General features: G+C 58.4%; 17 protein-coding genes, 2 tRNA genes and 4 rRNA genes (1 of these 23 running past the window's edge). 5 read left to right on the top strand and 18 right to left on the bottom strand.

The features are described 5' to 3' along the window. Nucleotides 1–2: 2 nt before the first annotated feature. The 11 genes from RB216_RS00690 to RB216_RS00640 form a co-directional block, all read right to left on the bottom strand. On the bottom strand, nucleotides 3–2,456 hold the full coding sequence (locus tag RB216_RS00690; RefSeq protein WP_305383349.1) for a TonB-dependent siderophore receptor: 2,454 nt from the start codon (nucleotides 2,454–2,456) through the stop codon (nucleotides 3–5). 92 nt (nucleotides 2,457–2,548) lie between these two features. Next, nucleotides 2,549–3,499: a FecR domain-containing protein gene (locus RB216_RS00685; protein WP_308908189.1), complete on the bottom strand. Its 951-nt coding sequence runs from the start codon at nucleotides 3,497–3,499 to the stop codon at nucleotides 2,549–2,551. Next, nucleotides 3,496–4,005, bottom strand: a complete 510-nt coding sequence (locus tag RB216_RS00680) for a sigma-70 family RNA polymerase sigma factor (protein WP_068937692.1) — start codon at nucleotides 4,003–4,005, stop codon at nucleotides 3,496–3,498. The genes RB216_RS00685 and RB216_RS00680 overlap by 4 nt, the downstream gene beginning before the upstream one ends. Nucleotides 4,006–4,079: 74 nt before the next feature. Then, nucleotides 4,080–5,525 (bottom strand): efflux transporter outer membrane subunit, encoded by a 1,446-nt coding sequence (locus RB216_RS00675; protein WP_122730192.1) that lies wholly within the window; start codon nucleotides 5,523–5,525, stop codon nucleotides 4,080–4,082. Further along, nucleotides 5,522–6,580, bottom strand: a complete 1,059-nt coding sequence (locus RB216_RS00670) for an HlyD family secretion protein (protein ID WP_028615215.1) — start codon at nucleotides 6,578–6,580, stop codon at nucleotides 5,522–5,524. The genes RB216_RS00675 and RB216_RS00670 overlap by 4 nt, the downstream gene beginning before the upstream one ends. A gap of 15 nt (nucleotides 6,581–6,595) precedes the next feature. Beyond that, nucleotides 6,596–8,131 (bottom strand): MFS transporter, encoded by a 1,536-nt coding sequence (locus tag RB216_RS00665; RefSeq protein ID WP_068937690.1) that lies wholly within the window; start codon nucleotides 8,129–8,131, stop codon nucleotides 6,596–6,598. 152 nt (nucleotides 8,132–8,283) lie between these two features. Then, the gene (locus RB216_RS00660) at nucleotides 8,284–9,204 is read right to left on the bottom strand and encodes a LysR family transcriptional regulator (RefSeq protein ID WP_028615213.1); all 921 of its coding nucleotides are present in this window, start codon (nucleotides 9,202–9,204) and stop codon (nucleotides 8,284–8,286) included. A gap of 52 nt (nucleotides 9,205–9,256) precedes the next feature. Beyond that, the gene (locus RB216_RS00655; RefSeq protein ID WP_305383345.1) at nucleotides 9,257–9,883 is read right to left on the bottom strand and encodes a TonB family protein; all 627 of its coding nucleotides are present in this window, start codon (nucleotides 9,881–9,883) and stop codon (nucleotides 9,257–9,259) included. 99 nt (nucleotides 9,884–9,982) lie between these two features. Beyond that, complete coding sequence (locus tag RB216_RS00650) at nucleotides 9,983–10,831, bottom strand: ABC transporter permease (protein ID WP_068937689.1); 849 nt, start codon at nucleotides 10,829–10,831, stop codon at nucleotides 9,983–9,985. Nucleotides 10,832–10,842: 11 nt separating this feature from the next. After that, nucleotides 10,843–11,694 (bottom strand): ABC transporter ATP-binding protein, encoded by an 852-nt coding sequence (locus RB216_RS00645; protein ID WP_308908188.1) that lies wholly within the window; start codon nucleotides 11,692–11,694, stop codon nucleotides 10,843–10,845. 40 nt (nucleotides 11,695–11,734) lie between these two features. Next, nucleotides 11,735–12,628 carry a TauD/TfdA dioxygenase family protein gene (locus tag RB216_RS00640; RefSeq protein ID WP_308908187.1) on the bottom strand — a complete coding sequence of 298 codons (894 nt, stop codon included), beginning with the start codon at nucleotides 12,626–12,628 and terminating at the stop codon, nucleotides 11,735–11,737. 322 nt (nucleotides 12,629–12,950) lie between these two features. On the opposite strand from RB216_RS00640, the gene RB216_RS00635 reads away from it, so the two are divergent. From RB216_RS00635 to RB216_RS00615, 5 genes are all read left to right on the top strand, one after another. Next, nucleotides 12,951–13,649, top strand: a complete 699-nt coding sequence (locus tag RB216_RS00635) for a GntR family transcriptional regulator (protein ID WP_028615209.1) — start codon at nucleotides 12,951–12,953, stop codon at nucleotides 13,647–13,649. Between the two features lie 375 nt (nucleotides 13,650–14,024). Next, nucleotides 14,025–14,783, top strand: a complete 759-nt coding sequence (locus RB216_RS00630) for a DUF3050 domain-containing protein (RefSeq protein ID WP_122554699.1) — start codon at nucleotides 14,025–14,027, stop codon at nucleotides 14,781–14,783. Beyond that, the gene (locus RB216_RS00625) at nucleotides 14,780–15,727 is read left to right on the top strand and encodes a diiron oxygenase (protein ID WP_068937685.1); all 948 of its coding nucleotides are present in this window, start codon (nucleotides 14,780–14,782) and stop codon (nucleotides 15,725–15,727) included. The genes RB216_RS00630 and RB216_RS00625 overlap by 4 nt, the downstream gene beginning before the upstream one ends. Further along, on the top strand, nucleotides 15,724–19,092 hold the full coding sequence (locus tag RB216_RS00620; RefSeq protein ID WP_308908186.1) for an amino acid adenylation domain-containing protein: 3,369 nt from the start codon (nucleotides 15,724–15,726) through the stop codon (nucleotides 19,090–19,092). Before RB216_RS00625 ends, RB216_RS00620 begins: the two co-directional genes overlap by 4 nt. A 19-nt stretch (nucleotides 19,093–19,111) precedes the next feature. Next, complete coding sequence (locus RB216_RS00615) at nucleotides 19,112–19,570, top strand: SRPBCC family protein (RefSeq protein ID WP_305383340.1); 459 nt, start codon at nucleotides 19,112–19,114, stop codon at nucleotides 19,568–19,570. A gap of 38 nt (nucleotides 19,571–19,608) precedes the next feature. Here RB216_RS00615 and RB216_RS00610 read toward each other — a convergent pair whose 3' ends face one another. The 7 genes from RB216_RS00610 to RB216_RS00580 form a co-directional block, all read right to left on the bottom strand. Beyond that, nucleotides 19,609–21,489, bottom strand: a complete 1,881-nt coding sequence (locus RB216_RS00610) for a methyl-accepting chemotaxis protein (RefSeq protein WP_028615204.1) — start codon at nucleotides 21,487–21,489, stop codon at nucleotides 19,609–19,611. 284 nt (nucleotides 21,490–21,773) lie between these two features. Then, nucleotides 21,774–21,889, bottom strand: a 5S ribosomal RNA gene (rrf, locus tag RB216_RS00605). Nucleotides 21,890–21,998: 109 nt separating this feature from the next. Beyond that, a 5S ribosomal RNA gene (rrf, locus tag RB216_RS00600) occupies nucleotides 21,999–22,114 on the bottom strand. A 156-nt stretch (nucleotides 22,115–22,270) separates the two neighbouring features. Next, nucleotides 22,271–25,162, bottom strand: a 23S ribosomal RNA gene (locus RB216_RS00595). A 247-nt stretch (nucleotides 25,163–25,409) separates the two neighbouring features. Then, nucleotides 25,410–25,485 (bottom strand) — tRNA-Ala (locus tag RB216_RS00590). 30 nt (nucleotides 25,486–25,515) lie between these two features. Then, nucleotides 25,516–25,592, bottom strand: a tRNA-Ile gene (locus RB216_RS00585). A gap of 82 nt (nucleotides 25,593–25,674) precedes the next feature. Further along, nucleotides 25,675–25,682: ribosomal RNA gene (locus RB216_RS00580) — 16S ribosomal RNA — on the bottom strand (it continues 1,529 nt past the right edge of the window). The 16S, 23S and 5S rRNA genes sit together here with 2 tRNA genes alongside, the layout of an rRNA operon.

Here is a 25,682-nt window from a genome sequence, read left to right as displayed (position 1 = left end):
AATTACCAGTCGTAGGTCAGGCTCGACACCACCGTGCGCCCTTCGCCGTAATAGCAATCCAGGTTACTGGTGCACTGCGACACGTAGGTCTTGTTGGTGAGGTTCTGCACGTTCATCGCCAGTTTCACGCCCTTGAGTTTCAACGGCGATCGACTCAGGTCATAGCTCACGCTGGCGTCGTAGACGCTGTAGGAAGGCACGGAAAAGGCGCCTTCGTAGTAGTCACCCAGGCTCTGGCGAGCGTAACGCACGCCCAAGCCTGCGCCGAGACCGGCCAGCGGTGTGTCGCCGAGCACGCTGTAGTTGACCCACATCGACGCGGTGAGCGGCGAGATGCCGGCCGGGTGGCGACCCTCGCGGCCATCGTTGTCCTTGGTGTATTTGATGTCGTTGCGCGAAGCCGACGCGACGATATCCCAGGCATCGCTGAGGACGGCCTTGGCTTCCACTTCCACGCCGCGTGAACGCATGGCACCGCTTTGGGTGCTGAAGGTGGTGTCGACCGGGTTGGTGGTGAGCACATTTTCCTGGTCCAGTTGGTAGACCGAGACCTGCACGAAACTCTTCTGCCCAGGCGGTTGGTACTTCACACCGACCTCGTATTGGTTGCCGGTAGACGGCTCGAATGGCTTCTGGTTGGCGTCCGTGCCGGCCAGTGGCAGGAAGGATTCCGTGTAGCTGACAAACGGCGCCAGGCCGTTATCGAACAGGTACACCAGGCCCGCACGCCCCGTGAAGGCCTGGTCTTTGCTAGCGAAGCGGGTGTCGGTCAGGGGCTCTTTGTTGACGACGTTGGCCCAGTCGTAGCGCCCGCCCAGTACCAATGCCCATTTGTCCCACTTGATCTGGTCCTGCACGTACAGGCCGGTCTGGGTGATGGTGCGGTCCCAGCGGTACGGTTGGCCGAAATTCAGGCGCTGGCCGTAGACCGGCTTGAACAGGTCGATGATCGGCGGGTTGCGGTCGTACAAGCCGTGGAACAGCGAGTTGGAATGGTAGTAGTCCAGGCCGAAGATCATCGTATGAGAGAAGGCACCGGTATCAAATTCCGCCTGGGCAATGCTGTCCACGCCAAACACTTTGTTGTTCTGCGCCCAGTCCACACCGAAGCGTTGCAGGTAGCGTTGATCCTGTACGCCAGTGGCCGGGTTGGCGACGAAACGGTAGCCGTGCAACGGCGCGGTGTAGCGGTCGTCGACCTCGGCATAACGTGCGTTTTGCTTGAGGGTCCACGTGTCATTCAGGCGATGGGAAATCTCGTAACCCAGCGCGTATTGCTCGCGGTTGTACTGGTTGACGCCAGGCTCGCCGATGAACAGGTCGCGCTTGATCTTGCCATTGGGGTTGGCCCACAGCGTGCCGGACGCCGGTAAACCCTGGGCTTCGGGCACGCCTTTGTCTTTCTGGTACTGCGCGAACACCGTCACGCTGGTGTCATCGTTCGGCCGCCAGGTGAGGCTCGGCGCGATGAACTGGCGTTTGTTTTCGACGTAGTTGATTTCGTCCTGGCCGTCATTGGCCAGGCCGGTCAGGCGATACAGAAATTGCCCTTGCTCATCCAGTGGACCGCTCAGGTCGATGGCCGCGCTTTTGTGCTCGTAGGTGCCCGCTTCCAGTACCACTTGGTGGATCGGCGTTTCGCTGGGGCGCTTGCTGACCATGTTGACGATGCCGCCGGGCTGGTTCTGCCCGTACAGCACGGAGGCCGGGCCCTTGAGCACTTCGATGCGTTCCAGGGAATACGGCTCGATCTGCAACGCGCCACCGGTACTGCCGCCGCCATAAGGCAAGTGCAGACCGTCGAGGTACAGGGGCGTAGGCGAGAAACCGCGAGAGGTCGGCTCATCGAACAGCTTCACCCGATCGGCGAAACCACCCGCGCTCATGCCCGGGGTGTAGAGCAACGCCTGGGTGACGCTTTGCGCGCCGCGCGCCTTGATCTCGGCGGCGGTGATCACGTTGATGGTCTGGGGAATTTCCACCAGTGCCGAATCGGTCTTGCTGCCCGATGCACTGCGCGTGGCGACAATACCGTCCACCGGACCCCAGGCATTTTCCTGGGTTTGCTGGCCGCTGATCTGGGTGGCGCCCAGTTGCAAAGGCCCGCCATTGGAAACCGCCTGCAACGACCAACCGCCCTGGGATTGCATCGCCATCAGGCCGCTGCCCGCCAGCAGCCGCTCCAGACCCGATCCGACCCCATAGCGCCCTTGCAGGCCCGCACTGCGCTTGCCTTCGGTCAGCGTCGCGTCAACTGACAGCAAAATGCCCGACGCGCTGGCAAAGCGGTTCAGTGCCTGGTCGAGGCTACCGGCCGGGATGTTGTAGCTGCGCAGCGCCTCGGTACTTTCTTCGGCATGGACCAGCGTCGGCACCATCGGCACCGTCGCCAACAGGCTGACAAACAAGCCACGGCGCAGGGCGCGGGCCAAGGGTTGGATTGGGTGGTGCGGCATTGCAGGACTCCCCGTGAGATCGCTTCTTGATTGGCTTTCAAGAGGTATCCCGAACGGGACGCAAAAACCGACAAGCGCAGGTGAAAAAATTTTCAGGCCCGTGCCTTGATCGTCACCCAGTAGCGCGTGACCGCTTGCACCTGTACCGGCAACGAGCGCTCCAGCGCGGCGAGGATGGCGTCGGTATCGTTGAGCGGAAACACGCCCGTCAACAGCAGCCCCGCCACCGCTTGATCACACCGCAGCAGCCCCGGACGGTAACGACTCAGTTGCGCCACGAACTCGCCCAACGGCTGGCGCTCGGCGATCAGACGGTGCTCGGTCCAACTGCTGGCATTGGCGCTCACCGCTGCCAACGCCGAGCTTTGGCGTTGGTTGAACCACAGGCTGTCACCGGCGTTCATCTGCACGGCTGCGCCCTGTAACGGCGTCACGCGAACGCGGCCTTCGTACAGGTCGACACGGCTGCCATCGGGCAGTTCGCGCACCGCAAAACGGGTGCCCAGCGCCTGCACGTCGCCAGCTGGGGTTTCAACGATCAATGGGCGGACGGGATCGTGGCCGCTGGTCAATAGGATTTCGCCTCGGATAAGGCGGATACGTCGCTCGCTGGCGCTGAAACGCAGGTCGACCGCGCTGTCGCTGTTGAGGTCCAGGCGCGTGCCATCGCTGAGGGTGAGGTGGCGAATCTCGCCGGTGCGGGTGCGGTATTCGGCGAAGGCGGCGTGCCAAGGTTCGCTGCGTTGCACCAAGTAGCCGCTGCCACCGGCCACCAACAGCACGCCGAGCAGCTTGAGCGCAGCGCGGCGCTGCGTGTCCGGTGTGTCACGCAACACCGCGCGGGCGCTGTCGGCGGGCACGCTGCCGAGGGTTTGCTGCAGCTGCTGCAAACGCTGCCAGGCACGGCGATGCTCCGGGTCGGCGGCCTGCCAGCGGGCAAAGGCCTGGCGTTGTTCGCCTTGCAGGTCGCCGCCCCATTGCAGCATCAGCCATTCGCTGGCCTGCTCGACAATCGCCGGGGCGATGGGTGCGTCCTGTCTCATTCGGCGTAGGCCACTTGGTAGCAGGCGACGATGGCGCGGGTCATGTACTTCTGCACCGAGCTGACGGAAACGCCCAAGCGCTCCGCGACCTGTACATAACTCAGGCCTTCGAACTGCGACAGCAAAAACGCCTGGCGCACGTTATCGGGCATGCGATCGAGCATGGCGTCGATCTGCATCAGGGTTTCGAGGATCAGCGCGCGGGTTTCCAGGGACGGCGACTCCGGCTCGGGCAGGTGCGCGATGCTTTCCAGGTAGGCGCGCTCGATGCGCAGGCGCCGCCACTGGTCGATCACCAGGTTGCGGGCAATCTGCGCCAGGTAGCTGCGGCTTTCCTTGTCGCCGGGGAAGCGCCCGGACACCAGCAGACGCAGGAAGGTGTCCTGCGCCACGTCAGCCGCGTGCTCGCGATCGCCCAGGCGTTTGCGCAGCCAGCCTTGCAGCCAGCCGTGATGGTCGCGGTACAGGAGGTGAAGCTGTTGCTGGCCGTCAGTCGCGCTGTCCATGAAAAAGCTCAGATACACTATTGAGAGCAATTATCATTACAGTTTATTTAGCGACTGACAAAAACTCTTTGTACTTAGCGCCCGGCGGTTTGCAGCGGGTACACCGATTCCCAGCCTCCGCCCAACGCCTTGTACAACCCAACCATCGCCAGCGACACGCCCGTCGAGCTTTCCACCCACTGCTCCTGCGTGGCCAGTAGCGCGCTTTGCACGGTGAGCACGTTGACGAAATCCACCACGCCTTCAACATACTGCTGTTGCGCGGTGCGCAGGGCAATCTGGTTCTGGCGCACGGCTTCGGCAAGGCTGTCGCGGCGCAGTTGGCTGGCGTTATAGCGGGTCAGTTGGTCATCGATCTCATGCCAGGCACGCAGCACGGTTTGCTGGTACGCCAGCGCTGCTTCCTGTTGCTGGGCTTCACGCAGATTCAACATGCCTTGCAACCGTCCGCCGTTGAACAGCGGCAAGCTGAATTGCGGGCCGAAAGCAAAGGCGCGGGATCCCCAGGAACCGAAATCCGAGAGCTGCATGGCCTGGGAGCCGAGGCTGCCGGACAAGGTAATGCGCGGGTAGAAGTCGCCCTTGGCGACACCGATGCTCGCGGTAGCGGCGTGCAAGCGCGCCTCGGCCTGGCGGATATCCGGACGGCGCTCAGCCAGCTCCGAAGGCAGGCCAATCGCAACTTGGCGTTGGGTTTGCGGCACGGCGGCGTCTTTGGACAACTGCGCGTGCAAGGCTTGCGGCGGCTCGCCCATCAACAGGCTGAGGGCGTTGATGAGTTGGTCTTGGCGCTGTTGCAAATCTGGCAACCGTGCCTCGATGGCAGCGACTTGAGCGGCGGCTTCCGCTACGTCCAGGTCCGTGGCCACACCGTCAGCCAGGCGCAACTGTGACAGCTTGAGGCTGTGGCGGGCGACGTCGAGGTTCTGCTCGGTGACGGCGCGGGTGTTCTGTACGCCGCGCAGTTGGATATAGTCCTGGGCGGTCTCGGCGAGTACCGATAACAGCACGGCACGGCGGTCGTTTTCAGCGACTTGCAGGGTGGCGTCGGCGGCTTCGGTTTCGCGTTTGACGCGGCCCCAGAAGTCCAGCTCCCAGGAGGCCGAGAAGCCCATGTCCCACTGGTTGAACGCCGAACGGCCATTGTTGCCGGACGGGTCGCTCAAGCCTTTGCCGCTGTTGCGTTGGCGCAGGTAATCACCGTTGGCATTGACGTTCGGATAGCGCTCGGCGGTGGTCACCTGGCGCACGGCGCGGCTTTGTTGCAGGCGGCTGCTGGCGAGTTTCAGGTCGAGGTTATCGGTGAGCGCGCGGCGTGTAAGCGCCGAGAGTTGTTCATCGTGGAACACATCCCACCAGCGTTCCTGCAATGGGTCGCTGACCGCACGGCTGGCGGCCAGGCGGCCCTGGGGTTCGCTCCATTGGGTCACTTGTGGGCTCTGGGGCGTGTGGAAGTCCGGGCCGACCGTGCAGGCGCTCAGGCTGATGAGACTCAAGGTGAGCCAGGCAACTCGCTTCATTGCTGGGCCACCTCACGCTGCTGCGCGGCCGGCGAGGTGTCGACGCTGGCTTCCACAGACATGCCGACCCGCAGGCGCTCGGTGTGCGCCTGGTTGGGTTCGAGGACGATTTTCACCGGAATGCGCTGCACCACCTTGGTGAAGTTGCCAGTGGCGTTGTCGGGTTTGACCGAGGCAAATGTCACGCCCGTCGCGGGCGCGAGGCTCTCCAGATGACCGTTGAGCAACTCACCGTCGAGGCTGTCGACGCGCACCTGCACGGCTTGGCCGGCGTGCATATGGGAGAGCTGGGTTTCCTGGAAGTTGGCCACCACGTAGGCCTCCTCCAACGGCACGACCGCGAGGATCTTGCTGCCCGGCGTCACATAGGCGCCCACCCGCACTGCACGCTCACCGACCATGCCATCCACCGGCGCGACGATGCGCGTGTACGACAGTTGAAAACTGGCCAGTTCCAACGCGGCTTGGGCGCGTTTGAGCCCACCCTCGGCGGCATCGCGCTGGGCGGTGAGGATTTCCACTTGCTTGCGTTCCGCCGCCAGCACGGCTGTGGCATTCGCCAGGCGCGCGGTGGCCTGGTCGATGCGGGTCTTGGCTTGCTGAGCGTTCTGCACGGTGCCGGCGCCGACTCCGGCGAGGTGGTTGTAGCGGTTCAACTCGTGCTCGGCGAAGGCCATTTCGGCGCGATCTGCCGCGACGGTGGCCTGGGCCTGGGCGATGACCGAACTCTGCCGCTCCAGGGTCGCCGTGGCGTTTTTCAGTTGGGCCTGGGCCACCAAGGTATCGGCGTCGGCCGCCTGCGCGGCGGCGCGGAAGTCGCGGTCGTCGATCAGTGCCAGCAGTTGCCCGGCCTTGACGCGCTGGTTGTCCTCCACCAGCACCTCTTTGATAAAGCCGGCCACGCGCGGCGCCACCAGGGTGAAGTCAGCAGCGACGAAGGCGTCGTTGGTGGTCTGGTGCTTGTTGCCCAGCACGCCCGGCGCGACCAGGTACACCAACACGCCGACGGCAAATACGGCGATGATGGAGACGGCGATTTTGTCTTTGCGTTTCATGAACAGTCCTTTCTATCAAGTCGGTGCGCGAGGCGGAAAGATCCGCGTGGGCATCCAGAAAATCAGCAAGATCAACGCCACCGCGACCGCAGCCATGACGTAGTACAGATCCGAAGAAGTCAGCACCACGGCCTGCTCGTGCAGGCGGTGCGCCAGGCCCGGCGCGTCACCGTCGGCCAGGGGCGAATTGCCCAGGCGGTCGACCAACATGGTCGAGTGAAAGTGCAGGCGTTGGGTGGTCAAGGTGTCGATTACGCCGGTAGCTATCACGGCGGCCAGGCCTTTGATGGTGTTGAACCAGGCGGACGCGAACGGCCCGTCCATGGGCTGGATGCTGCCGGTGGAAAGCATCAGCAGCGGCAACACGGCCATCGGTTGCCCGAAGATCTGCAGCAGGTACAGGCCGTAGAAATCGTCGCGGATCCACTCCGATGTCAGGTGCGCACTGCCCACGCAACACAGCACCAGCATGCCCAGGCCGATCCCCAGCACCCAGCGGCAATCGACCCAGCGCAGGTTGCACAGCGCTGCCACCAGCGGCAGCGCGATCAACTGAGGGATCGCCATCAGCAGCATCACCGGCGCGGTTTGCAGCGGGCGGTAACCCTGGACCTGGGCGAGGAAACTTGAGGGGATGATGATCACCGAGGTCAGCACCATCAGCACGCCCGCCAGCACAATCAACGCGAACGACAGGTTGCGCAGGCCAAGCATCTGCAATTTAAAGAACGGTATCGGCTGCGACCATTCATTCACCATGAACAGCACCAGCAATAGGCTGCCGCCACACAGCAGGAAGGTGATCAGGCCCGACTCGAACCAGTCCAGCCGGTTGCCTTGCAGAATGCCGATAACCAGCATGCAGATCGCCGGGAAGCCCAGCAGCAGGCCGCGCCAGTTGAACTGCTTGAAGCGCTCCAGGCGTAATGGATCCTGTGGCAGCCCGTAGGCCACGGCGACCATGGCCAGCAGGCACGGCGCGACGATCTGCCAGAATGCCCACTGCCAGCCGACATACTCGGTCCACAGCGCCGCCAGCGGCGTGCCGAGGCTCGGGCCGAAGGTGGCCGTGAGCGCATAGCCGGCCAAGCCGTACAGCTTGACGTTGGCCGGCAGGAAACGCAGGGCCACGGTCATCAGCATCGGCGGCAGCGCGCCGCCGGCCAGGCCTTGTACGGTGCGCAGTACCAGCAGGCTTTCGTAGTTCGGCGCAAACGGGCACAAGATGCCCAGCACAGTGAACAGGCCGATGGCGCACAGCGTGAAGCGACGTAGCGAAAAGGTCACCGAACACCAGGGCGCAAACGCCATGGCCGCCACGGAAGTCGCGGTGTAAGCCGCGACCAGCCAGGTGCCTTCGTCAAAACCGATGTACAGCGCACCACGGATATCCGCGAGGGCCACTTTGGTGACCATCTCGTTGAGGCCGGAGACCAGCACCGCCAGCAACACGCCGACCAGCCCGATGATGATGCGCGGGCCGAATACGGGTGGGGTCATGGCAGTAGGTTTGGCTGCGGCCGCAAGGGTGGGGGCAGCGAGGGAGGTCATGAACAGGTAACTCGGAATGTTAAATACCCGAGCAGTTTAATCAGGCACACACATGACAAAAAGTTACTTATTGGCAGGATATAACTGCGCCAGACGCAATCCTTAACGCGTGTAGGAGCCGGCTTGCCGGCTCCTACAGAGGTCTTGGGGTGTCAGGTGGGCTGCGCTTCGAGCCAGGTGGCGTGGCAACTCTCGCGCATGGTTTCGCGCAGCCATTTGTGAGCGGGGTCTTTATCGAAGCGCGGGTGCCAGGATTGGGCGAGAACCAGTGTTGGCAACGAGATTGGCAGGGCGAACGACCGCAGGGGCAGCTTCAGGCGATTGGCGCTCAACAGCGCTTCCTTGGGCACCGGCAGCAGCAGGTCGGAATCGGGCAGCATGAACATCGCGCCGTGAAAACCGGGGGCGATCATCGCGACACGGCGCTCCAGGCCCTGGGCGTTCAACGCGGTGTCGATCGGCCCACGGGCAATGCCGCGCCGCGAGATGCTGATGTGGGAATAGCTGGCAAAACGTGCAGCGGTGATTTCTTCGTCGAACAACGGATGATCTTCCCGCGCCAAGCCGACAAAAGTGGTGGAGAACAGGTTCTGCACCTTCACTTCGGGGGTGACCGGCAGGGTGTTGCTCACGCGTAAATCCAACCGGCCTTCACGCAGGGCTTCGTCATCGGTGTCACCTTCGGGCACGAAGCACAACTCGCACAGCGGTGCCATGCGCTCCATGGTGTCGAACAGGCGACCGCCATACACGCCGATGAAAAAGTCATTGGCGCGCACGCTGAAGCGACGACGCAATGTACTCAAATCCACTTGGTCCGCCGAACGGAACAGCAGCGCCGCCTGCTCCACCACGTTGCGCACCTGGCCTTGCAACTGCAGGGCTTTAGGCGTTGGCACCAGGCCGCGACCGGCGCGCACCAGGATCGGGTCGCCGACAGCTTCGCGAATACGCGTGAGGGTGCGACTCATGGCCGCCGGGCTGAGGTTCATGCGGCGTGCGGCGCCCACTACACTCCCCTCGTCGAGCAAGGCGTCGAGGGCGACCAGCAGGTTCATATCCGGTAGTTGCATGCCAAGCACTCGTGACCCATCGAGAGTGAACTGGGCGCAATCGTAGCAGGCTTTACAGGTAACGCTTCAAATTGCGCGGCAGGTAATCCGCGTAGGTGGCCTTGGGATGAGCCTGGCATTTGCGCACGATGTCCGGCAGGGAGTTTTCCAGTTCGTCGGCGCGCGTCAGGCCTTCGTTGTAATCGCTTTTGCCGCTCAACGCCGGGAACATCACCGCCACCCGGGTAATGGCAAAACTCTTCATCGCAATCAACGGCCGGGTGGGATGCTCACGACGGAACTGGCTGACTTCTTCCGTCAGTGCACTGCAGGATTGGTAAGTGGTTTGGGTGAAGGTAAGCTGAGTCGCTTCCTTCTTAGGCGGTTCGGGCGTGAAAATCATATCGTTCTGCGCGTCGAGCACCGCCGGCCGATCGGCACTGACCGTCCACGGCTTGAAGCGCCAGAGTGTAGCCGCAGCCACGGCAGCCTCACCAAACGCCGGCTTGGTGGCGCTGAGCGCTTTGACATCACTGACCGTACCGTCGTTGTGAATATTCAAGCTGATGCGCGCATGCCCTTGGGTGAAGGTCAGGTGACTGGGATAAAGCGGCTTGGGCATGCTGACCACCTCGGGCACAAACTCCGCGAAGACCGAGGTCGACAGTAACAAGGCCGCTGCCAAAACAAAAAACCGCATCGTCGTAAATCCTTTTACCGGGTACGCCTGACGCCAAGGGGGCGTCAGATTCCGTCAGCATTATCGGGTTCACGGCGGACAAAGAGCAATCATTCCTGTTTAGCGCTGCATACCCCAACGCTTCACGGTCAGGCGCTCAAAGGTGTCAAATATCAGGTTTTCCACGAGCAGTCCGATCAGGATCACCACTGCCAGTCCGGCAAACACCTTGTCTGTGTACAACTCGTTACGGTTCTGGAAGATGTACCAACCCAGGCCGCCCTTGCCACTGGTGGCACCGAACACCAACTCGGCGGCAATCAGCGTGCGCCAGGCAAATGCCCACCCGATCTTGAGGCCTGCGAGGATCGACGGCAGTGCCGCCGGGATCAAGATGAACAGCACAAAACGCATGCCCTTGAGGCCATAATTACGCCCGGCCATGCGCAGGGTTTCGGACACGCCGAGGAACCCGGAATACGTGTTGAGCGCCAGCGCCCACAACACCGAATGCACCAGTACAAAGATCAGGCTGTTCTGCCCCAGGCCAAACCACAGCAGCGCCAGCGGCAACAACGCGATGGCCGGCAGCGGGTTGAACATCGAGGTCAAGGTGCTCAGCAGATCGCGGCCCAATTGGGTCGACACCGCCAAGGTGGTCAGGGCAAACGCCAGCACGATGCCGATCAGGTAACCCTTGATCAGCACCACCAGTGAAATGCTCACCTTGCTCAGCAATTCGCCGCTGAGCAGGCCGTCGTACAGCGCGTGAAAGGTTTGCAGGAAGCTCGGCAACAACAGGTCGTTGTTCTGGTAGCGCGCGACGGCTTCCCAGAGGATCGCGAGCACGATCAGGATCAGGCCTTTGCGCAGCCAGCCTTGCTGCCACAGGCGTTGGCGCAGGGGCAGTTCGCGCTCGACAGGGACGCTGAGCAGCGGTTCTAGGGTAATTTCATATTCCTGGCGCATGGATGTTCCCCTTAATACGCGATGCGGATATCAGCGAAACCCAACTCACGTTCGGCCTCGGGCGCTTCATCGAACAGCAAGCGATGAATCCGCCGCGCCGACGCCTGGAATTCCACACCCCCGAGGCTGTGCAGGTCGTATTGATGGCTGTGGATTTCGGCACGCACGCGCCCTGGATGAGGCGAGAGCAACAGGATGCGATTGCCCACCACCAGCGCTTCTTCGATGGAGTGGGTGACGAACAACAGGGTGAAGCGCACCTCCTCCCAAAGCAGCAACAGTTCTTCCTGCATTTTGCGCCGGGTCAGGGCATCGAGGGCAGCGAAGGGTTCGTCCATCAACAGGATTTTCGGCTGCATGGCCAACGCGCGGGCGATGGCGACACGGGCCTTCATCCCGCCGGAAAGCGTGTGGGGATAGGCATCGGCAAACGTCGTGAGGCCGACTTTGTCGAGGTAGTGCAGCGCGCGCGCTTCGGCCTCGGCGCGTTTCAAGGTTTTCGAAGCCAGCAATGGGAACATCACGTTCTGTTTGACGGTTTTCCACGGTGGCAACTGGTCGAATTCCTGAAACACCACGATGCGGTCCGGGCCCGGTTGTTCGACCTTTTGCCCCAACAGGCGGATCTCGCCTTCGCAGGGCTTGATAAACCCGGCGATGGACTTGAGCAAGGTGGATTTGCCGCAGCCCGAGGGGCCGAGCAACACGAAGCGGTCGGCAGGGTCGATCTCGAAACTCACTTGGTGAGTGGCCCGCACCACGCGTTCGGGGGTGCGGTATTCAAGGCTTACATGGTCTACCGCCAGCAGCGGTTCGACAGCGTTCAAGTTGCTGGCCGCGTGGCCTGGCAAGCGCGCGTTCATTTCAACTCTCGTGCGATTGGGGGAAGGAGTGCAAGCCCTTTCAAAAAGGCGCGTCGCCCTGGATGGTGGTGCGGTACAGCTTGCGGCGCAGATGGCTGGGGCAGCCGGCGGCCAGGTGAATCAGCGAGCGGTTATCCCAGAACACCAGGTCGTGGGGCTGCCATTGGTGACGGTAGATGTTTTGCGGCAATACGCTGTGTGCGTAAAGCTGGGCCAGCAGATCACGGCTTTCGTCTTCCGGCAGACCGAGGATACGCGTGGTGAAACCCTCACTGACGAACAGCGCTTTGCGGCCGTTTTCCGGGTGGGTGCGCACGACCGGATGTACGACTTCCGCAACCTGGGCGAGCTGCTCAGGGGTCAACGTGGGGCGCCAGTTGCCTTCGAATTTGGTTTCGCTGTAGCGCGCGGTGTAGGAGTGCGCCGCCCTGCGGCCTTCAACAGCGTTGCGCAGATGTTCCGGCAACTGATCCCAGGCTTTATGCATGTCGGCGAATAAGGTGTCGCCGCCCTCAGAGGGCAGCTCCTGGGCATGCAGCATTGAACCCAGGCTTGGTAGTTCTTTATAGGACAGGTCCGAATGCCAGAATTTTCCCGCATCCCCCAGGCCGATGGATTGGCCGTTTTCGATGATATTGGAGACGATCAGGATTTCCGGATGGTTAGCCAACAGGAATTGTTTGAGTACATGGATCTGCAGCACGCCGAAGCGACGGCTAAAGGCAATTTGTTGCTCGGGAGTGATACGTTGGTCACGAAAGACCACGACATGATGATCGAGGTGCGCGCGATGAATCCGCGCAAAGTCATGGTCATCGATCGGGCGGGTCAGATCCAGGCCTATGATCTCGGCCCCCACGCTGCCGGGAAGCGGGCGAATCTCGAAGGCTTGGGCGGTAAGGGTCGCTGTTGGAACAGTAGAGGCGGCGGACATGAATTCACTCCCGGTCAGACAGGAGCGTGACTTTATAGATATAAGACCAGCACTTTAAATACCGTTAGTGAATATCTATAGACTGGAATGTGCCGGTGAATGCCCATTGCCGGCACTCACTCTGAAATAAATCTGCGACGCGAAGCGTTCAGTTCAGAGCATGACTGTAAGACGTTGCAAAAATACTGTGTGAGCACCAAGAGCCCCATGTTTAGCCGCTTACAAGCCGAAAACCTTGCCCGTTTGACAAGCTGGTAGGCAGTCTCTAGTGTTCATTGGATCCAATTAGCCATGCCCATTCAAGTAGTAGGATAGCGTAGCCGTGACGCAGAAGCCGAACCCTTTGAACAGCATCAAGATCAGCGGTCCTATTCCCGCCCATCTTGCTCGTTCCGTGATTGAAGAAACCTTGCGTAACGCCATTCTCGATGGTCGATTGCCGTGTGGGACTGCCATGCGCCAGCAAGAGTTGGCCAGCCTGTTTGGGGTCAGCCGCATGCCGGTGCGCGAGGCCTTGCGACAGCTTGAAGCACAGTCATTGCTGCATGTGGTGACGCACAAGGGTGCAGTGGTTGCGCCATTGATCGAAGACAATTCGGCTGAGACCTACGCCCTGCGCATGCTGCTGGAGTCCGAAGCGCTGCGCTTGTCGACCCCATTGCTAACCGCCGCCGATATTGCCGAGGCAGAGGCCTATATAACTGCCCTGGAACAGGAAAAGGACTATACCGAGATTGGCCGCCTGAACCGCCTGTTTCACATGGTCCTGTATGGCAAGGCACCCAATCAGCGATTGCTCAAGCTGGTCGAGCACGGATTGAATGAAGAGGAACGTTTTTTACGCTTCAACCTTGAGGCAATGGGACTGGGCGAGACCTCCCAGGAAGATCACCGCGAATTGCTGAACCTGGTGGCGCAGAAAAAGATCGAAGAAAGCATCCTGACACTGCGCAATCACCTGACGCGTGGCATGGAGGTCATCGCCACTTATCTCAATGGCCTCGGCGCGCCCGACAGATAGTTTTCCCAGCACTTCGCTTTGACCCACAGACATTGCGGGGTTTCTCCCATCCGGGGTGAGCTCCGCGCTGACACTTCCAACTTATAAGCCTTATTAGATTAAGTCTACTTCCACTCCGGAAACTTCCCACCGTTATAAAACAATTCGCCCACCACATGTAACTTTTCGAAAAAACATCTCATACACTTATAACCTCCCCCCATCACTTAATCAGCTTATTATCGCTCACTGATAGTCAAATACTTAAATTGACCTTGCCAGCTCAAGTGTATGGCGCACCCTGTCTTGGGCCTGGTTAAACGTTAGCTGTCTTCTTCCGGCTGCAAGAGCCATCACTGCTCCACGAGCAGTTGCAACAACTTATAGGCATCAACCATGCACCCAACTTTGCTTCAAAAAAAGAAACAACAATTATGCAACCACCTGTTATTTGAAGAAATAACTTCACTTAGCAAGTTACAACTTTTTATGGAAAGCCACGTATTTGCAGTATGGGACTTCATGACCCTTACCAAACGCCTGCAACAAGATCTGACTTGCACGCGACTACCCTGGCTTCCACCGACTGACCCACATGCCACACGCCTTATCAACGAGATCGTGCTGGGCGAAGAGTCGGATGAGCGTCCCGAGGGAGGTTATTGCAGCCATTTCGAGCTGTACCGGGAGGCGATGATCGAAGTGGGCGCCAGCACCGCCGCCATCGATACCTTTATCACGCTACAACGTCGAGGCCTCGAGGCTCGGGCAGCGTTGCAGCAGATCGATGTGCCACCGGGCGTGTCCCGCTTTGTCGAAAGCACCCTGCTCATCGCCTTGAACGCCCCTACCCATTCTGTAGCAGCGGCGTTCCTACATGGCCGTGAAAGCGTCATCCCAGCAATGTTTGAACGCTTGTTGCAGGGTAGCGAAGTCATCAATCGACAGGCTCCCGTCCTGGTCCATTATATGAACCGTCACATCGAACTGGACACCCAGGGCCATGAGCCCGGGGCGCAACAGTTGCTCCAACACCTGATCGGCAACGACGTGAACCACAAGGAACAAGCCATTGAAGCGGCTCTCGATGCCGTGGAAAACCGCATAGCGTTCTGGGACACCGTACGGGCCTCGTTGCAGCTGGTGCACTCATGAATAGCGCTGGCTACCGCTCCATCGCAGACGACTGGGAGCGCCGTGCAACCATTCGTACACGGCCTCGGCGCGTATTGGAGAACGACGAAAACCTGATCTATCCACTGAGCCGTCAACCCCTGGTATTGGGCGCGACGTTTCTCGATCACTGTTCGCAATGGCGCGATTTTGTACTGGTACAAAGCTTCTACAAATTCATCAATGACGTGGTGATTTTCGAAACCGAAATCGTCGATGACGTCGCCCGCCGCATCGCCAAGAACCGCTTCGCCGTGCCCTTCCCCCTCGCCTGTCGCTACGATGCAATGACCATCGTGGTGGACGAGGATTATCACGCTCTGGTCGCGCTGGACTTTCTGCAACAGGCCGTGGCAATGACCGGCATACAACCACTCGACCTGCCCGCGCAAATCGAACTCAGCCGTGCCCTGCCCGCAGCCCAGGCGCTGGCGCCTTCGCACCTGCGTGATGCCGTCGGGTTGATTGGTGTGGCCATCGCCGAGAACACCGTGACTCATGACGTGGCAGCTTTCGCCAAGGACGACAGCGTCAAGTCGTCGATCCGCGGCATGATGGCCGATCATCTCTTTGACGAAGGACGTCATGCCCAATTCTGGACACGCCTGGTTCGCCTGTACTGGGAGGCGGCGAGCCCGGAAGATCGCGACATCATCGCCCACGTCCTGCCAACATTTCTGGCCCACTACCTGACCAACGACCTGCAGAAATCCTTTGACCTGCAACTGATCGAACACCTGAACGTCAGCGCCAGCCTCCGCCAGGCACTAAGGGAAGAAATAGACGCACTGGATTTCCCCATCACCCGACAACACCCGATGATCGGCAACATCACGAGTTTTCTGCACCATAGCGGTTTGTTGCAGACGCCAAGCGTGGCACACGCCCTGAGCGACTATTTACCACTGGCCGGGAGAGCAGCATGAGATGCCTGACCATTGGATGGGTCGGTGTCAGCCAAGCCCTAGACCGCGTAAAGCAAGCCCTGGAGCAATACGGCCATAGGTCCGGTGAAGAAGCCGTCGACTTGGTGGTCGAAGACGGGAGCCAGCCATTGCCAAAGCACTTGGCAGACGTCGCCCATATCAGCCTGCGCCTGGGCATCGGCCCTCTGACCGAACACGGGCTGCCTGCACTGCAATTGCGCGGGTATGACCGCAACCGACACCTGCTAGCTGTACTGGAGCTGGCAGCAGAGCCCAGCGGAAATGGCCAGCGATTGCGTTTGCAAGCAACGCAGGTGCTGGCGGAATGGGTAGCGTTGCAGGTCAGCAGCTTCGCACGTGACCCTGAGTATTTGCCGCCAGAGGCACATGCCAATGCCTGGCCTGAGCAAGACCTCCTGCGGCTGGACGTGCTGGCGTTTGAGCATCGGTTCAATCGTACGGCAGACCCAGCGCTGTTGCAGGCGGCTCAAGTACCCATGATCGAACGATTGCAGGCCAGCCTTCTTGCCTTCGCCGAGCGACCCGCACTGTACATTGCGGGCAACGTGACAACTTACCGGCAACTGCAGGCTCAGACCCTGGCCATCCAGCAACAGCTGGAACCGTTACTGGAGGGCATTGAGCGCCCAGCCGTGGTCGGTGTTTGCCTGGAGAAGTCCGTCGAATTGTACGCCAGCATTCTCGCAGTGCTCGGCTGCGGCGCAGTGTACCTGCCATTGGCACCGAGTGACCCGCCACAGCGCCAGCAGGCCATGCTGGACAGCGCAGGGGCCCGCGTTTTGCTGGATGGCGGCGCCCACCCGTTGCGTGAGCATTTCGTTTCACTGGATGTGAGCACTTTTGGCATACCACACACAGCAAGCCCCTCGCAGCATGCCACGGAGCTTGAATCACCGTGCATGGCGCTCTTCACTTCGGGCTCCACGGGACGGCCCAAGGGTGTGCTGCTCAGCCAGGCCAACCTCGCCCACTTCACCGCCTGGTTTGGTAGCCAAATGGCGCTGAGCGAACAGAGTCGCGTGTTGCAGTTTGCCTCAGTGAATTTCGATGCATCACTGATGGATATTTTTCCCACCCTGATCGCCGGCGCACAATTGATCGTCCCCAGCGAAACGCAACGGCGCGATCCGCTGCAATTGGTCGAGTTGATCCGCCAACAACACATCAGCCACGCGTTCCTACCTCCGGCGCTGCTCAGCATCCTGCCGCTGGATCAACCCCTGGGTTTGATGCATCTGTTCACCGGTGGCGACGCCTGCGAGCCCTACGTGATCGAGCGTTTGGCGGGTCAATGCCACCTTCACAATCTCTACGGCCCCACCGAGGCGACGGTACTGGTCACCCATCGAACGCTGCAGGTCGGGGACAGCAATCGCAACGTGGGCCGCCCCATCGCCAACAGCCAGGTGTTGATCCTCGACGATGAGCTGCAACCCGTGGATGAACAGGTAATAGGCGAACTCTACATCGTCGGCCCGGGAGTAAGCCTGGGGTATTTGAATGACGTGCAGTTGCCCGTCTCCCTCTTCATAAAGCTGGCCCTGCCGGGTGGCCAGACCGTGCGCGCCTATCGTAGTGGCGACCTCGCGAAATGGACTGCCGAAGGTATCGAGTTGGGCGGACGGCGGGACTCGCAGGTGAAAATTCGCGGAATTCGGGTCGAGCCTCAGGAAATCGAACAGTGTCTGCGCGCCAGTCGACTGTATCGCCAACTGGCGGTGGTGATTGATGATAAATACAGGATTTGCAGTGTCGTCGCCCAACCAGAACCTGGTGCCACTCTGAGCGACCTGAAGCAGCATGCACAACAGTGGCTGCCAGACTATTTGCAGCCTGGCGTGTGGACCGAACTACCCAGCCTGCCTTGCTCAAGTAACGGCAAAATCGATCGCGCGGCCTTACTCGCATTACCGGCCCAACCGACGTTGACGGGCGCTGGGCAGACTGCGCAAACGCCCCTTCAAATGCAACTGGTGGCGTTATGGCGTGAGTTGCTGCGGTTGCCCATGGAAGCGCTGTCGATTGATGACAGCTTCTTCAATCTTGGCGGCCACTCCATATTGCTGTCGACGCTGTTGCTGCGCATTCGAAAGCAATTTGGCCGCAGCCTGCCTTTGAACCGATTTTTTGAAACACCGACGATCCGTACCCTCGCGCTGTTGATTGAGAATGGTGCGCTGCCCGACACGTCTTCCGGTCTTGCGGTACGGGATGCACAGCGTGAAAACGTTATTCAGGTATTGCCTGAGCAAAGCGCCGGTGATCGCGGCAGAGTCATCGTGACAGGCGCCAACAGCTTTATTGGTGTGCATATTGTCGAAGCGCTGCTGGCAAAGGGTGCCAAGCACGTTGCATGTCTGGTGCGAGAGCATCCAGACCAACCGGCAGCTGCGCGATTCACCGAGGCATTGCGCGAGCACCGTCTTGAACACTTGGACTTGAGCCGGGTGCAGGTCTATGCCGCGGATATCAGCCAGCCACGCCTGGGTTTGGCTGACGATACGTATGAACACCTTGCACGCAACTACGGTGTGGTTGTGCACAACGCAGCGCAGGTCAATCACGTGATGGATTATGCCTCGTTGGTAAAAGACAACGTAGACCCCGTGCTGGAGTGTCTGCGCCTGTGTGAGACCCACTGCAAAAAAGTGCTCAATTACGTGTCGACCTTGTCGGCATGCAGCAACATCGACGCGGATGGCCACGTCCTCGAAACGCCTGCCGCGTCGACCCCTCCCATTTACATCAAAAATGGCTACAACTTGTCCAAATGGGTCGCCGAGCGCTGGCTGGGGCACGCGGTAACACAAGGTTCCTGGGTGAACATTCACCGCCCGGGAAACATCAGCTTCAACACCCGAAGCGGTGTTTGCCAGCCACAGCAAAATCGTCTGATGCTGATGCTCAAGGGCTCGCTGCAATTGGGTGTGGTGCCTTGTTTCGAGGTGAATTTCGACCTGATGCCTGTGGATTTTTTTGCTGGCTTCGTTGCGTTCCACTGCGGCCGTTTTGAAGCTGCGCGATACGTATTCAACCTGCATAACCCGCAGCCTTTGAGCTGGGCTCAGTATCTTGATGCGTTCAACCAGGCGGGCTACGTATTCGACCGGGTCAGTGTCGCGCACTGGCAGCAGGCCTTACGCACCGTCAGCCGCGAAAACGCACTGTTTGGTGTATTGGGCTTTTATCTGGATGAGCTAGGTGAAGACATTGGCGACACTTCAATGATCCATTGCGCCAACGCGCGTAAGGTCGTGGAAGAAATGGGTGCCCACTACCCCGAAAAGACCCCGTCGCTGCTACGCAAGGGCTGCGACCACCTCAAAACCCTAGGCTTTCTTTGAACCGCTTCAGGACATCCCCATGAAACCGCTGCAACCCGATACATTGATTCACAACCCACGTGGAACGCCTGTGGTGACCTCTGTCGTGGTCGACTGCGAGGCCACCCGACTGTGGGGCGTGGTGGGTCACTTTGCAGGCTTTGATGCCTTCATTCCCGCCCTATCCCACATCGAAATGACAGGTGAGGGCGTGGGCGCTTTACGCACCAAATTCTTCCACAATGGTCATTGTGTCGTGGAACAACTCAACAGTCGGGACGAACAGGCCATGTGTATGACCTGGACCACGATTTACAACACGTTGGGCCTGGCGCGTTTGTGGGCAGCGATGCACGTTGAAGCACTTGGCTCAAGCCGCTCCAGGGCAACATGGACACTGATCGGCGAGCCGATAGAAATGGCGCAGGCGGGGTTTGAGCAGTTTGTGCGAGAGTTCGCCGAAAGCGCACTGGGGAATGTGCGCCAGATGCTTGGTTGAAGAACAGGAGCGAGACATTCGCTCCTGTTCATTCAGACTCAGATTTTGAAGCTGTCGACCAGTTGTTTCAAACGGCTGGCCTGTTGAGACAACGCGTCACAATCCTTCAACGTTTCGTTGAGATTGGTCACGCCTTGCTGGTTCAGCAGGTTGATCTGGTTGATGTCGACATTGAGTGTTTCCACCACAGCCGTCTGCTCCTCGGTGGCGGCAGCGACGGATTGGTTCATGCCATCGATTTCAACGATCCGCTGCGTCACGCTGATAAGCCGCTCACCGGCCTGGTTGGCCACCTCGACACTTTCTTCGCTGGAGGCCTGGCTGGCGTTCATGGTGGTCACCGCTTCACGCGACCCCACCTGCAGTGAGGTGATCATCTTGTGGATCTCCTCGGCGGACTCCTGCGTACGGTGTGCCAGGTTGCGCACTTCATCAGCGACCACGGCAAACCCACGACCCGCTTCTCCGGCACGGGCAGCCTCGATCGCAGCGTTGAGCGCGAGCAGGTTGGTCTGCTGGGAGATGCCTTTGATCACATCAAGGATATGACCAATGTTGTCGGTGCTAGCGTTCAGGGTCTCGATCTGGGTGCAAGACAGGCTGATCTTTTGCGACAGTTCCGACATTGCCAGGATGGTTTGCTCTACCACTTTGCGTCCATCATCAGCCTGTTCGCTGGCACCGCTGGCATGCTGCGAAGCGTCGGCAGCGTTACGTGCGATTTCCTGAGTAGCGGCACCCAATTCGTTGATCGCGGCAGCCACACTGTTGGTGCGCGCGCTCTGTTCGTCGGAGCCGATGATCGAGGCGTTGGAAGATGCCATGACACGCTGGGACAAATCATGCACTTGGCGTGTTGCAGAAGACACCTCGGAGATGGAGGCGTGGATACGCTCTACGAACTGGTTGAACGCGCTCCCTACCTCACCAAACTCGTCTTTACTGGTGACATCCAAACGACGGGTCAGGTCGCCTTCGCCCTGGGCAATATCCTGCATGGCAACGCCCATGGTGGTCAGAGGACGCAGCAAAACTTGGATCAGCAGGCTCAAGAGTACTGCAATCGCCACCACGGCAATCAACATGGCTATCAGCGCTGAGGTACGAAATTTACCCAACGGTGCGTAGGCCTTGCCTTTATCGATCGAAAGACCGATATACCAATCCGCACCTGGCAGGCCGCTCACAGGCGTGAACGACAAGATACGTTCCTGGCCATTAAGGATCACTTCCTGACTGACCTTCTCGATACGCACCTGAGTGCCAGGGTAGATGTCCTTGAGGTTCTTCATCACCTGATCTTGGTCGGGACTGACGATGACCTGACCATCGCCGCTGACCAGGAACGCATGACCGATACCACCGAAGTCCACCGAGTTGATGATCTTCACCAGGGTTTGCAGGCTCAGGTCACCACCAACGACACCCAGTAGCTCACCATTCTTTTTCACCGGCAAAGCGATAGTCACGATCTGCCCGCCTACCGCCGCCATGTAAGGCGGAGTCAGCATAGTTTTGTCAGCAGCCACAGCTTGTTTGTACCAGGGGCGCTGGCGTGGGTCGTAGCCATCGGGCATCTTCGCGTCGGGGCGCTGCGTGAATACGCCGTTGGTTTGACCGACATAGGTGAACTGGAAGTTGGCAGTGAAGGCGGGTTGATCGACCAATCCCGGAAGGTCTGCGCCATTGCCCTGATGGGCTACGTTTTGCGCCAGACTTTCGAGTACCAGTATTCGCCCACTAAGCCAGTTTTGCACGCTGCTAGCAGTGAGCTCACCGGATTGCTGAATGGACGACTCCAGGTTCTGCTTGATGGTGCTGCGTTGCAGGTAGTCGTTGTAGAGGGTGAATAACGCGAAGGCCAGAACCACGACGCCTGACGCGGCCAACAGAATTTTATGACTGAACTTGAGATTCATTTCATCGACTTCTTTTGCCAAAGGGGGGTGAGCGTGCCGAGTGGAACATTCCATGTAGCGGTATAGGCGGACTCTCGGGCCGCTCTATTTCGGTGCACGCATGGCTCGTCAGGCTTTCGGCCAAGGCTTGGCAAATCTTAGGAATTTATGAGGTGTTTCCTTTTTTTATGTAGGAAACCGACCAGCGGTAGGCATTTGCGAGGAGATTACGAAGCGCAGTGACTTAATAGTCCTAAACGACAAAACCCCTGTCTGCGTTAGCAAACAGGGGTTTCGGAATTCAATCTTGACGATGACCTACTCTCACATGGGGAAACCCCACACTACCATCGGCGATGCATCGTTTCACTGCTGAGTTCGGGATGGGATCAGGTGGTTCCAATGCTCTATGGTCGTCAAGAAATTCTGTGTATCGGACCGTTGCGCTAGCGACGTGCCGATGAAATTCATGGACTTCTACATAAACAAAACCCCTGTTTGCGTTAGCAAACAGGGGTTTTGGAATTTAATCTTGACGATGACCTACTCTCACATGGGGAAACCCCACACTACCATCGGCGATGCATCGTTTCACTACTGAGTTCGGGATGGGATCAGGTGGTTCCAATGCTCTATGGTCGTCAAGAAATTCGGGTACTGAATCGTGGCTTATGCCTCGCTTCAGCAAATTGGGTATGTGACAGCTTTCGGTGTTTTGTGAGCGTCGAACTTTCGGTTCATTTTCGTCTTCACACACCGCAATCTGATGCTCGTTAGAGTAGTCAAATTGCTTGGGTGTTATATGGTCAAGCCTCACGGGCAATTAGTATTGGTTAGCTCAACGCCTCACAGCGCTTACACACCCAACCTATCAACGTCGTAGTCTTCGACGGCCCTTCAGGGAACTCAAGGTTCCAGTGAGATCTCATCTTGAGGCTAGTTTCCCGCTTAGATGCTTTCAGCGGTTATCTATTCCGAACATAGCTACCCGGCAATGCCACTGGCGTGACAACCGGAACACCAGAGGTTCGTCCACTCCGGTCCTCTCGTACTAGGAGCAGCCCCTCTCAAATCTCAAACGTCCACGGCAGATAGGGACCGAACTGTCTCACGACGTTCTAAACCCCAGCTCGCGTACCACTTTAAATGGCGAACAGCCATACCCTTGGGACCGGCTTCAGCCCCAGGATGTGATGAGCCGACATCGAGGTGCCAAACACCGCCGTCGATATGAACTCTTGGGCGGTATCAGCCTGTTATCCCCGGAGTACCTTTTATCCGTTGAGCGATGGCCCTTCCATACAGAACCACCGGATCACTAAGACCTACTTTCGTACCTGCTCGACGTGTCTGTCTCGCAGTCAAGCGCGCTTTTGCCTTTATACTCTACGACCGATTTCCGACCGGTCTGAGCGCACCTTCGTACTCCTCCGTTACTCTTTAGGAGGAGACCGCCCCAGTCAAACTACCCACCATACACTGTCCTCGATCCGGATAACGGACCTGAGTTAGAACCTCAAAGTTGCCAGGGTGGTATTTCAAGGTTGGCTCCACGCAGACTGGCGTCCACGCTTCAAAGCCTCCCACCTATCCTACACAAGCAAATTCAAAGTCCAGTGCAAAGCTATAGTAAAGGTTCACGGGGTCTTTCCGTCTAGCCGCGGATACACTGCATCTTCACAGCGATTTCAATTTCACTGAGTCTCGGGTGGAGACAGCGCCGCCATCGTTACGCCATTCGTGCAGGTCGGAACTTACCCGACAAGGAATTTCGCTACCTTAGGACCGTTATAGTTACGGCCGCCGTTTACGGGGCTTCGATCAAGAGCTTCGCGTTAGCTAACCCCATCAATTAACCTTCCGGCACCGGGCAGGCGTCACACCCTATACGTCCACTTTCGTGTTTGCAGAGTGCTGTGTTTTTAATAAACAGTCGCAGCGGCCTGGTATCTTCGACCGGCATGAGCTTACGGAGCAAGTCCTTCACCCTCACCGGCGCACCTTCTCCCGAAGTTACGGTGCCATTTTGCCTAGTTCCTTCACCCGAGTTCTCTCAAGCGCCTTGGTATTCTCTACCCAACCACCTGTGTCGGTTTGGGGTACGGTTCCTGGTTACCTGAAGCTTAGAAGCTTTTCTTGGAAGCATGGCATCAACCACTTCGTTAACTAAAAGTTAACTCGTCATCAGCTCTCGGCCTTAAGATCCCGGATTTACCTAAGATCTCAGCCTACCACCTTAAACTTGGACAACCAACGCCAAGCTGGCCTAGCCTTCTCCGTCCCTCCATCGCAATAACCAGAAGTACAGGAATATTAACCTGTTTTCCATCGACTACGCTTTTCAGCCTCGCCTTAGGGACCGACTAACCCTGCGTCGATTAACGTTGCGCAGGAAACCTTGGTCTTTCGGCGTGGGTGTTTTTCACACCCATTGTCGTTACTCATGTCAGCATTCGCACTTCTGATACCTCCAGCAAGCTTCTCAACTCACCTTCACAGGCTTACAGAACGCTCCTCTACCGCATCACTTACGTGATACCCGTAGCTTCGGTGTATGGTTTGAGCCCCGTTACATCTTCCGCGCAGGCCGACTCGACTAGTGAGCTATTACGCTTTCTTTAAAGGGTGGCTGCTTCTAAGCCAACCTCCTAGCTGTCTAAGCCTTCCCACATCGTTTCCCACTTAACCATAACTTTGGGACCTTAGCTGACGGTCTGGGTTGTTTCCCTTTTCACGACGGACGTTAGCACCCGCCGTGTGTCTCCCATGCTCGGCACTTGTAGGTATTCGGAGTTTGCATCGGTTTGGTAAGTCGGGATGACCCCCTAGCCGAAACAGTGCTCTACCCCCTACAGTGATACATGAGGCGCTACCTAAATAGCTTTCGAGGAGAACCAGCTATCTCCGAGCTTGATTAGCCTTTCACTCCGATCCACAGGTCATCCGCTAACTTTTCAACGGTAGTCGGTTCGGTCCTCCAGTTAGTGTTACCCAACCTTCAACCTGCCCATGGATAGATCGCCCGGTTTCGGGTCTATTCCCAGCGACTAGACGCCCTATTAAGACTCGCTTTCGCTACGCCTCCCCTATTCGGTTAAGCTCGCCACTGAAAATAAGTCGCTGACCCATTATACAAAAGGTACGCAGTCACCCAACAAAGTGGGCTCCCACTGCTTGTACGCATACGGTTTCAGGATCTATTTCACTCCCCTCTCCGGGGTTCTTTTCGCCTTTCCCTCACGGTACTAGTTCACTATCGGTCAGTCAGTAGTATTTAGCCTTGGAGGATGGTCCCCCCATATTCAGACAAAGTTTCTCGTGCTCCGTCCTACTCGATTTCATGATTAAGAGATTTTCGCGTACAGGGCTATCACCCACTATGGCCGCACTTTCCAGAGCGTTCCGCTAATCTCAAAGCCACTTAAGGGCTAGTCCCCGTTCGCTCGCCACTACTAAGGGAATCTCGGTTGATTTCTTTTCCTCAGGGTACTTAGATGTTTCAGTTCCCCTGGTTCGCCTCTTGCACCTATGTATTCAGTACAAGATAACCATCTTATGATGGCTGGGTTCCCCCATTCAGACATCTCCGGATCAAAGTCTGTTTGCCGACTCCCCGAAGCTTTTCGCAGGCTACCACGTCTTTCATCGCCTCTGACTGCCAAGGCATCCACCGTATGCGCTTCTTCACTTGACCATATAACCCCAAGCAATCTGGTTATACTGTGAAGACGACATTCGCCGAAAATTCGAATTTCTCAATTAAGAGAACTCACAAATTTTACCTTAGCCTGATCCGTTACCAGTGAAAGTAACGTTCAGTCTATCTTTCTATCACATACCCAAATTTTTAAAGAACGATCTAATCAAAGACTAGAAATCAACATTCATCACCGTCTTGGTGGAATGCTCATTTCTAAGCTTTCATAACGCAGAAGCAGTAGTGGTGGAGCCAAACGGGATCGAACCGTTGACCTCCTGCGTGCAAGGCAGGCGCTCTCCCAGCTGAGCTATGGCCCCATATTTCTACAGGCGTTTCCCACACAAAATTGGTGGGTCTGGGCAGATTCGAACTGCCGACCTCACCCTTATCAGGGGTGCGCTCTAACCAACTGAGCTACAGACCCAATTTCGGGCTGCTTCTTATCGTCTTCTTCAATGAATCAAGCAATTCGTGTGGGAACTTATGGAGCAGCTGATGTCGTCGATTAAGGAGG

Origin of the sequence: Pseudomonas canadensis, assembly GCF_030980095.1 — a bacterium.
In the GTDB taxonomy this organism is placed as follows: Bacteria; Pseudomonadota; Gammaproteobacteria; order Pseudomonadales; family Pseudomonadaceae; genus Aquipseudomonas; species Aquipseudomonas canadensis.
This window is presented reverse-complemented; position numbering and strand designations above follow the sequence as displayed.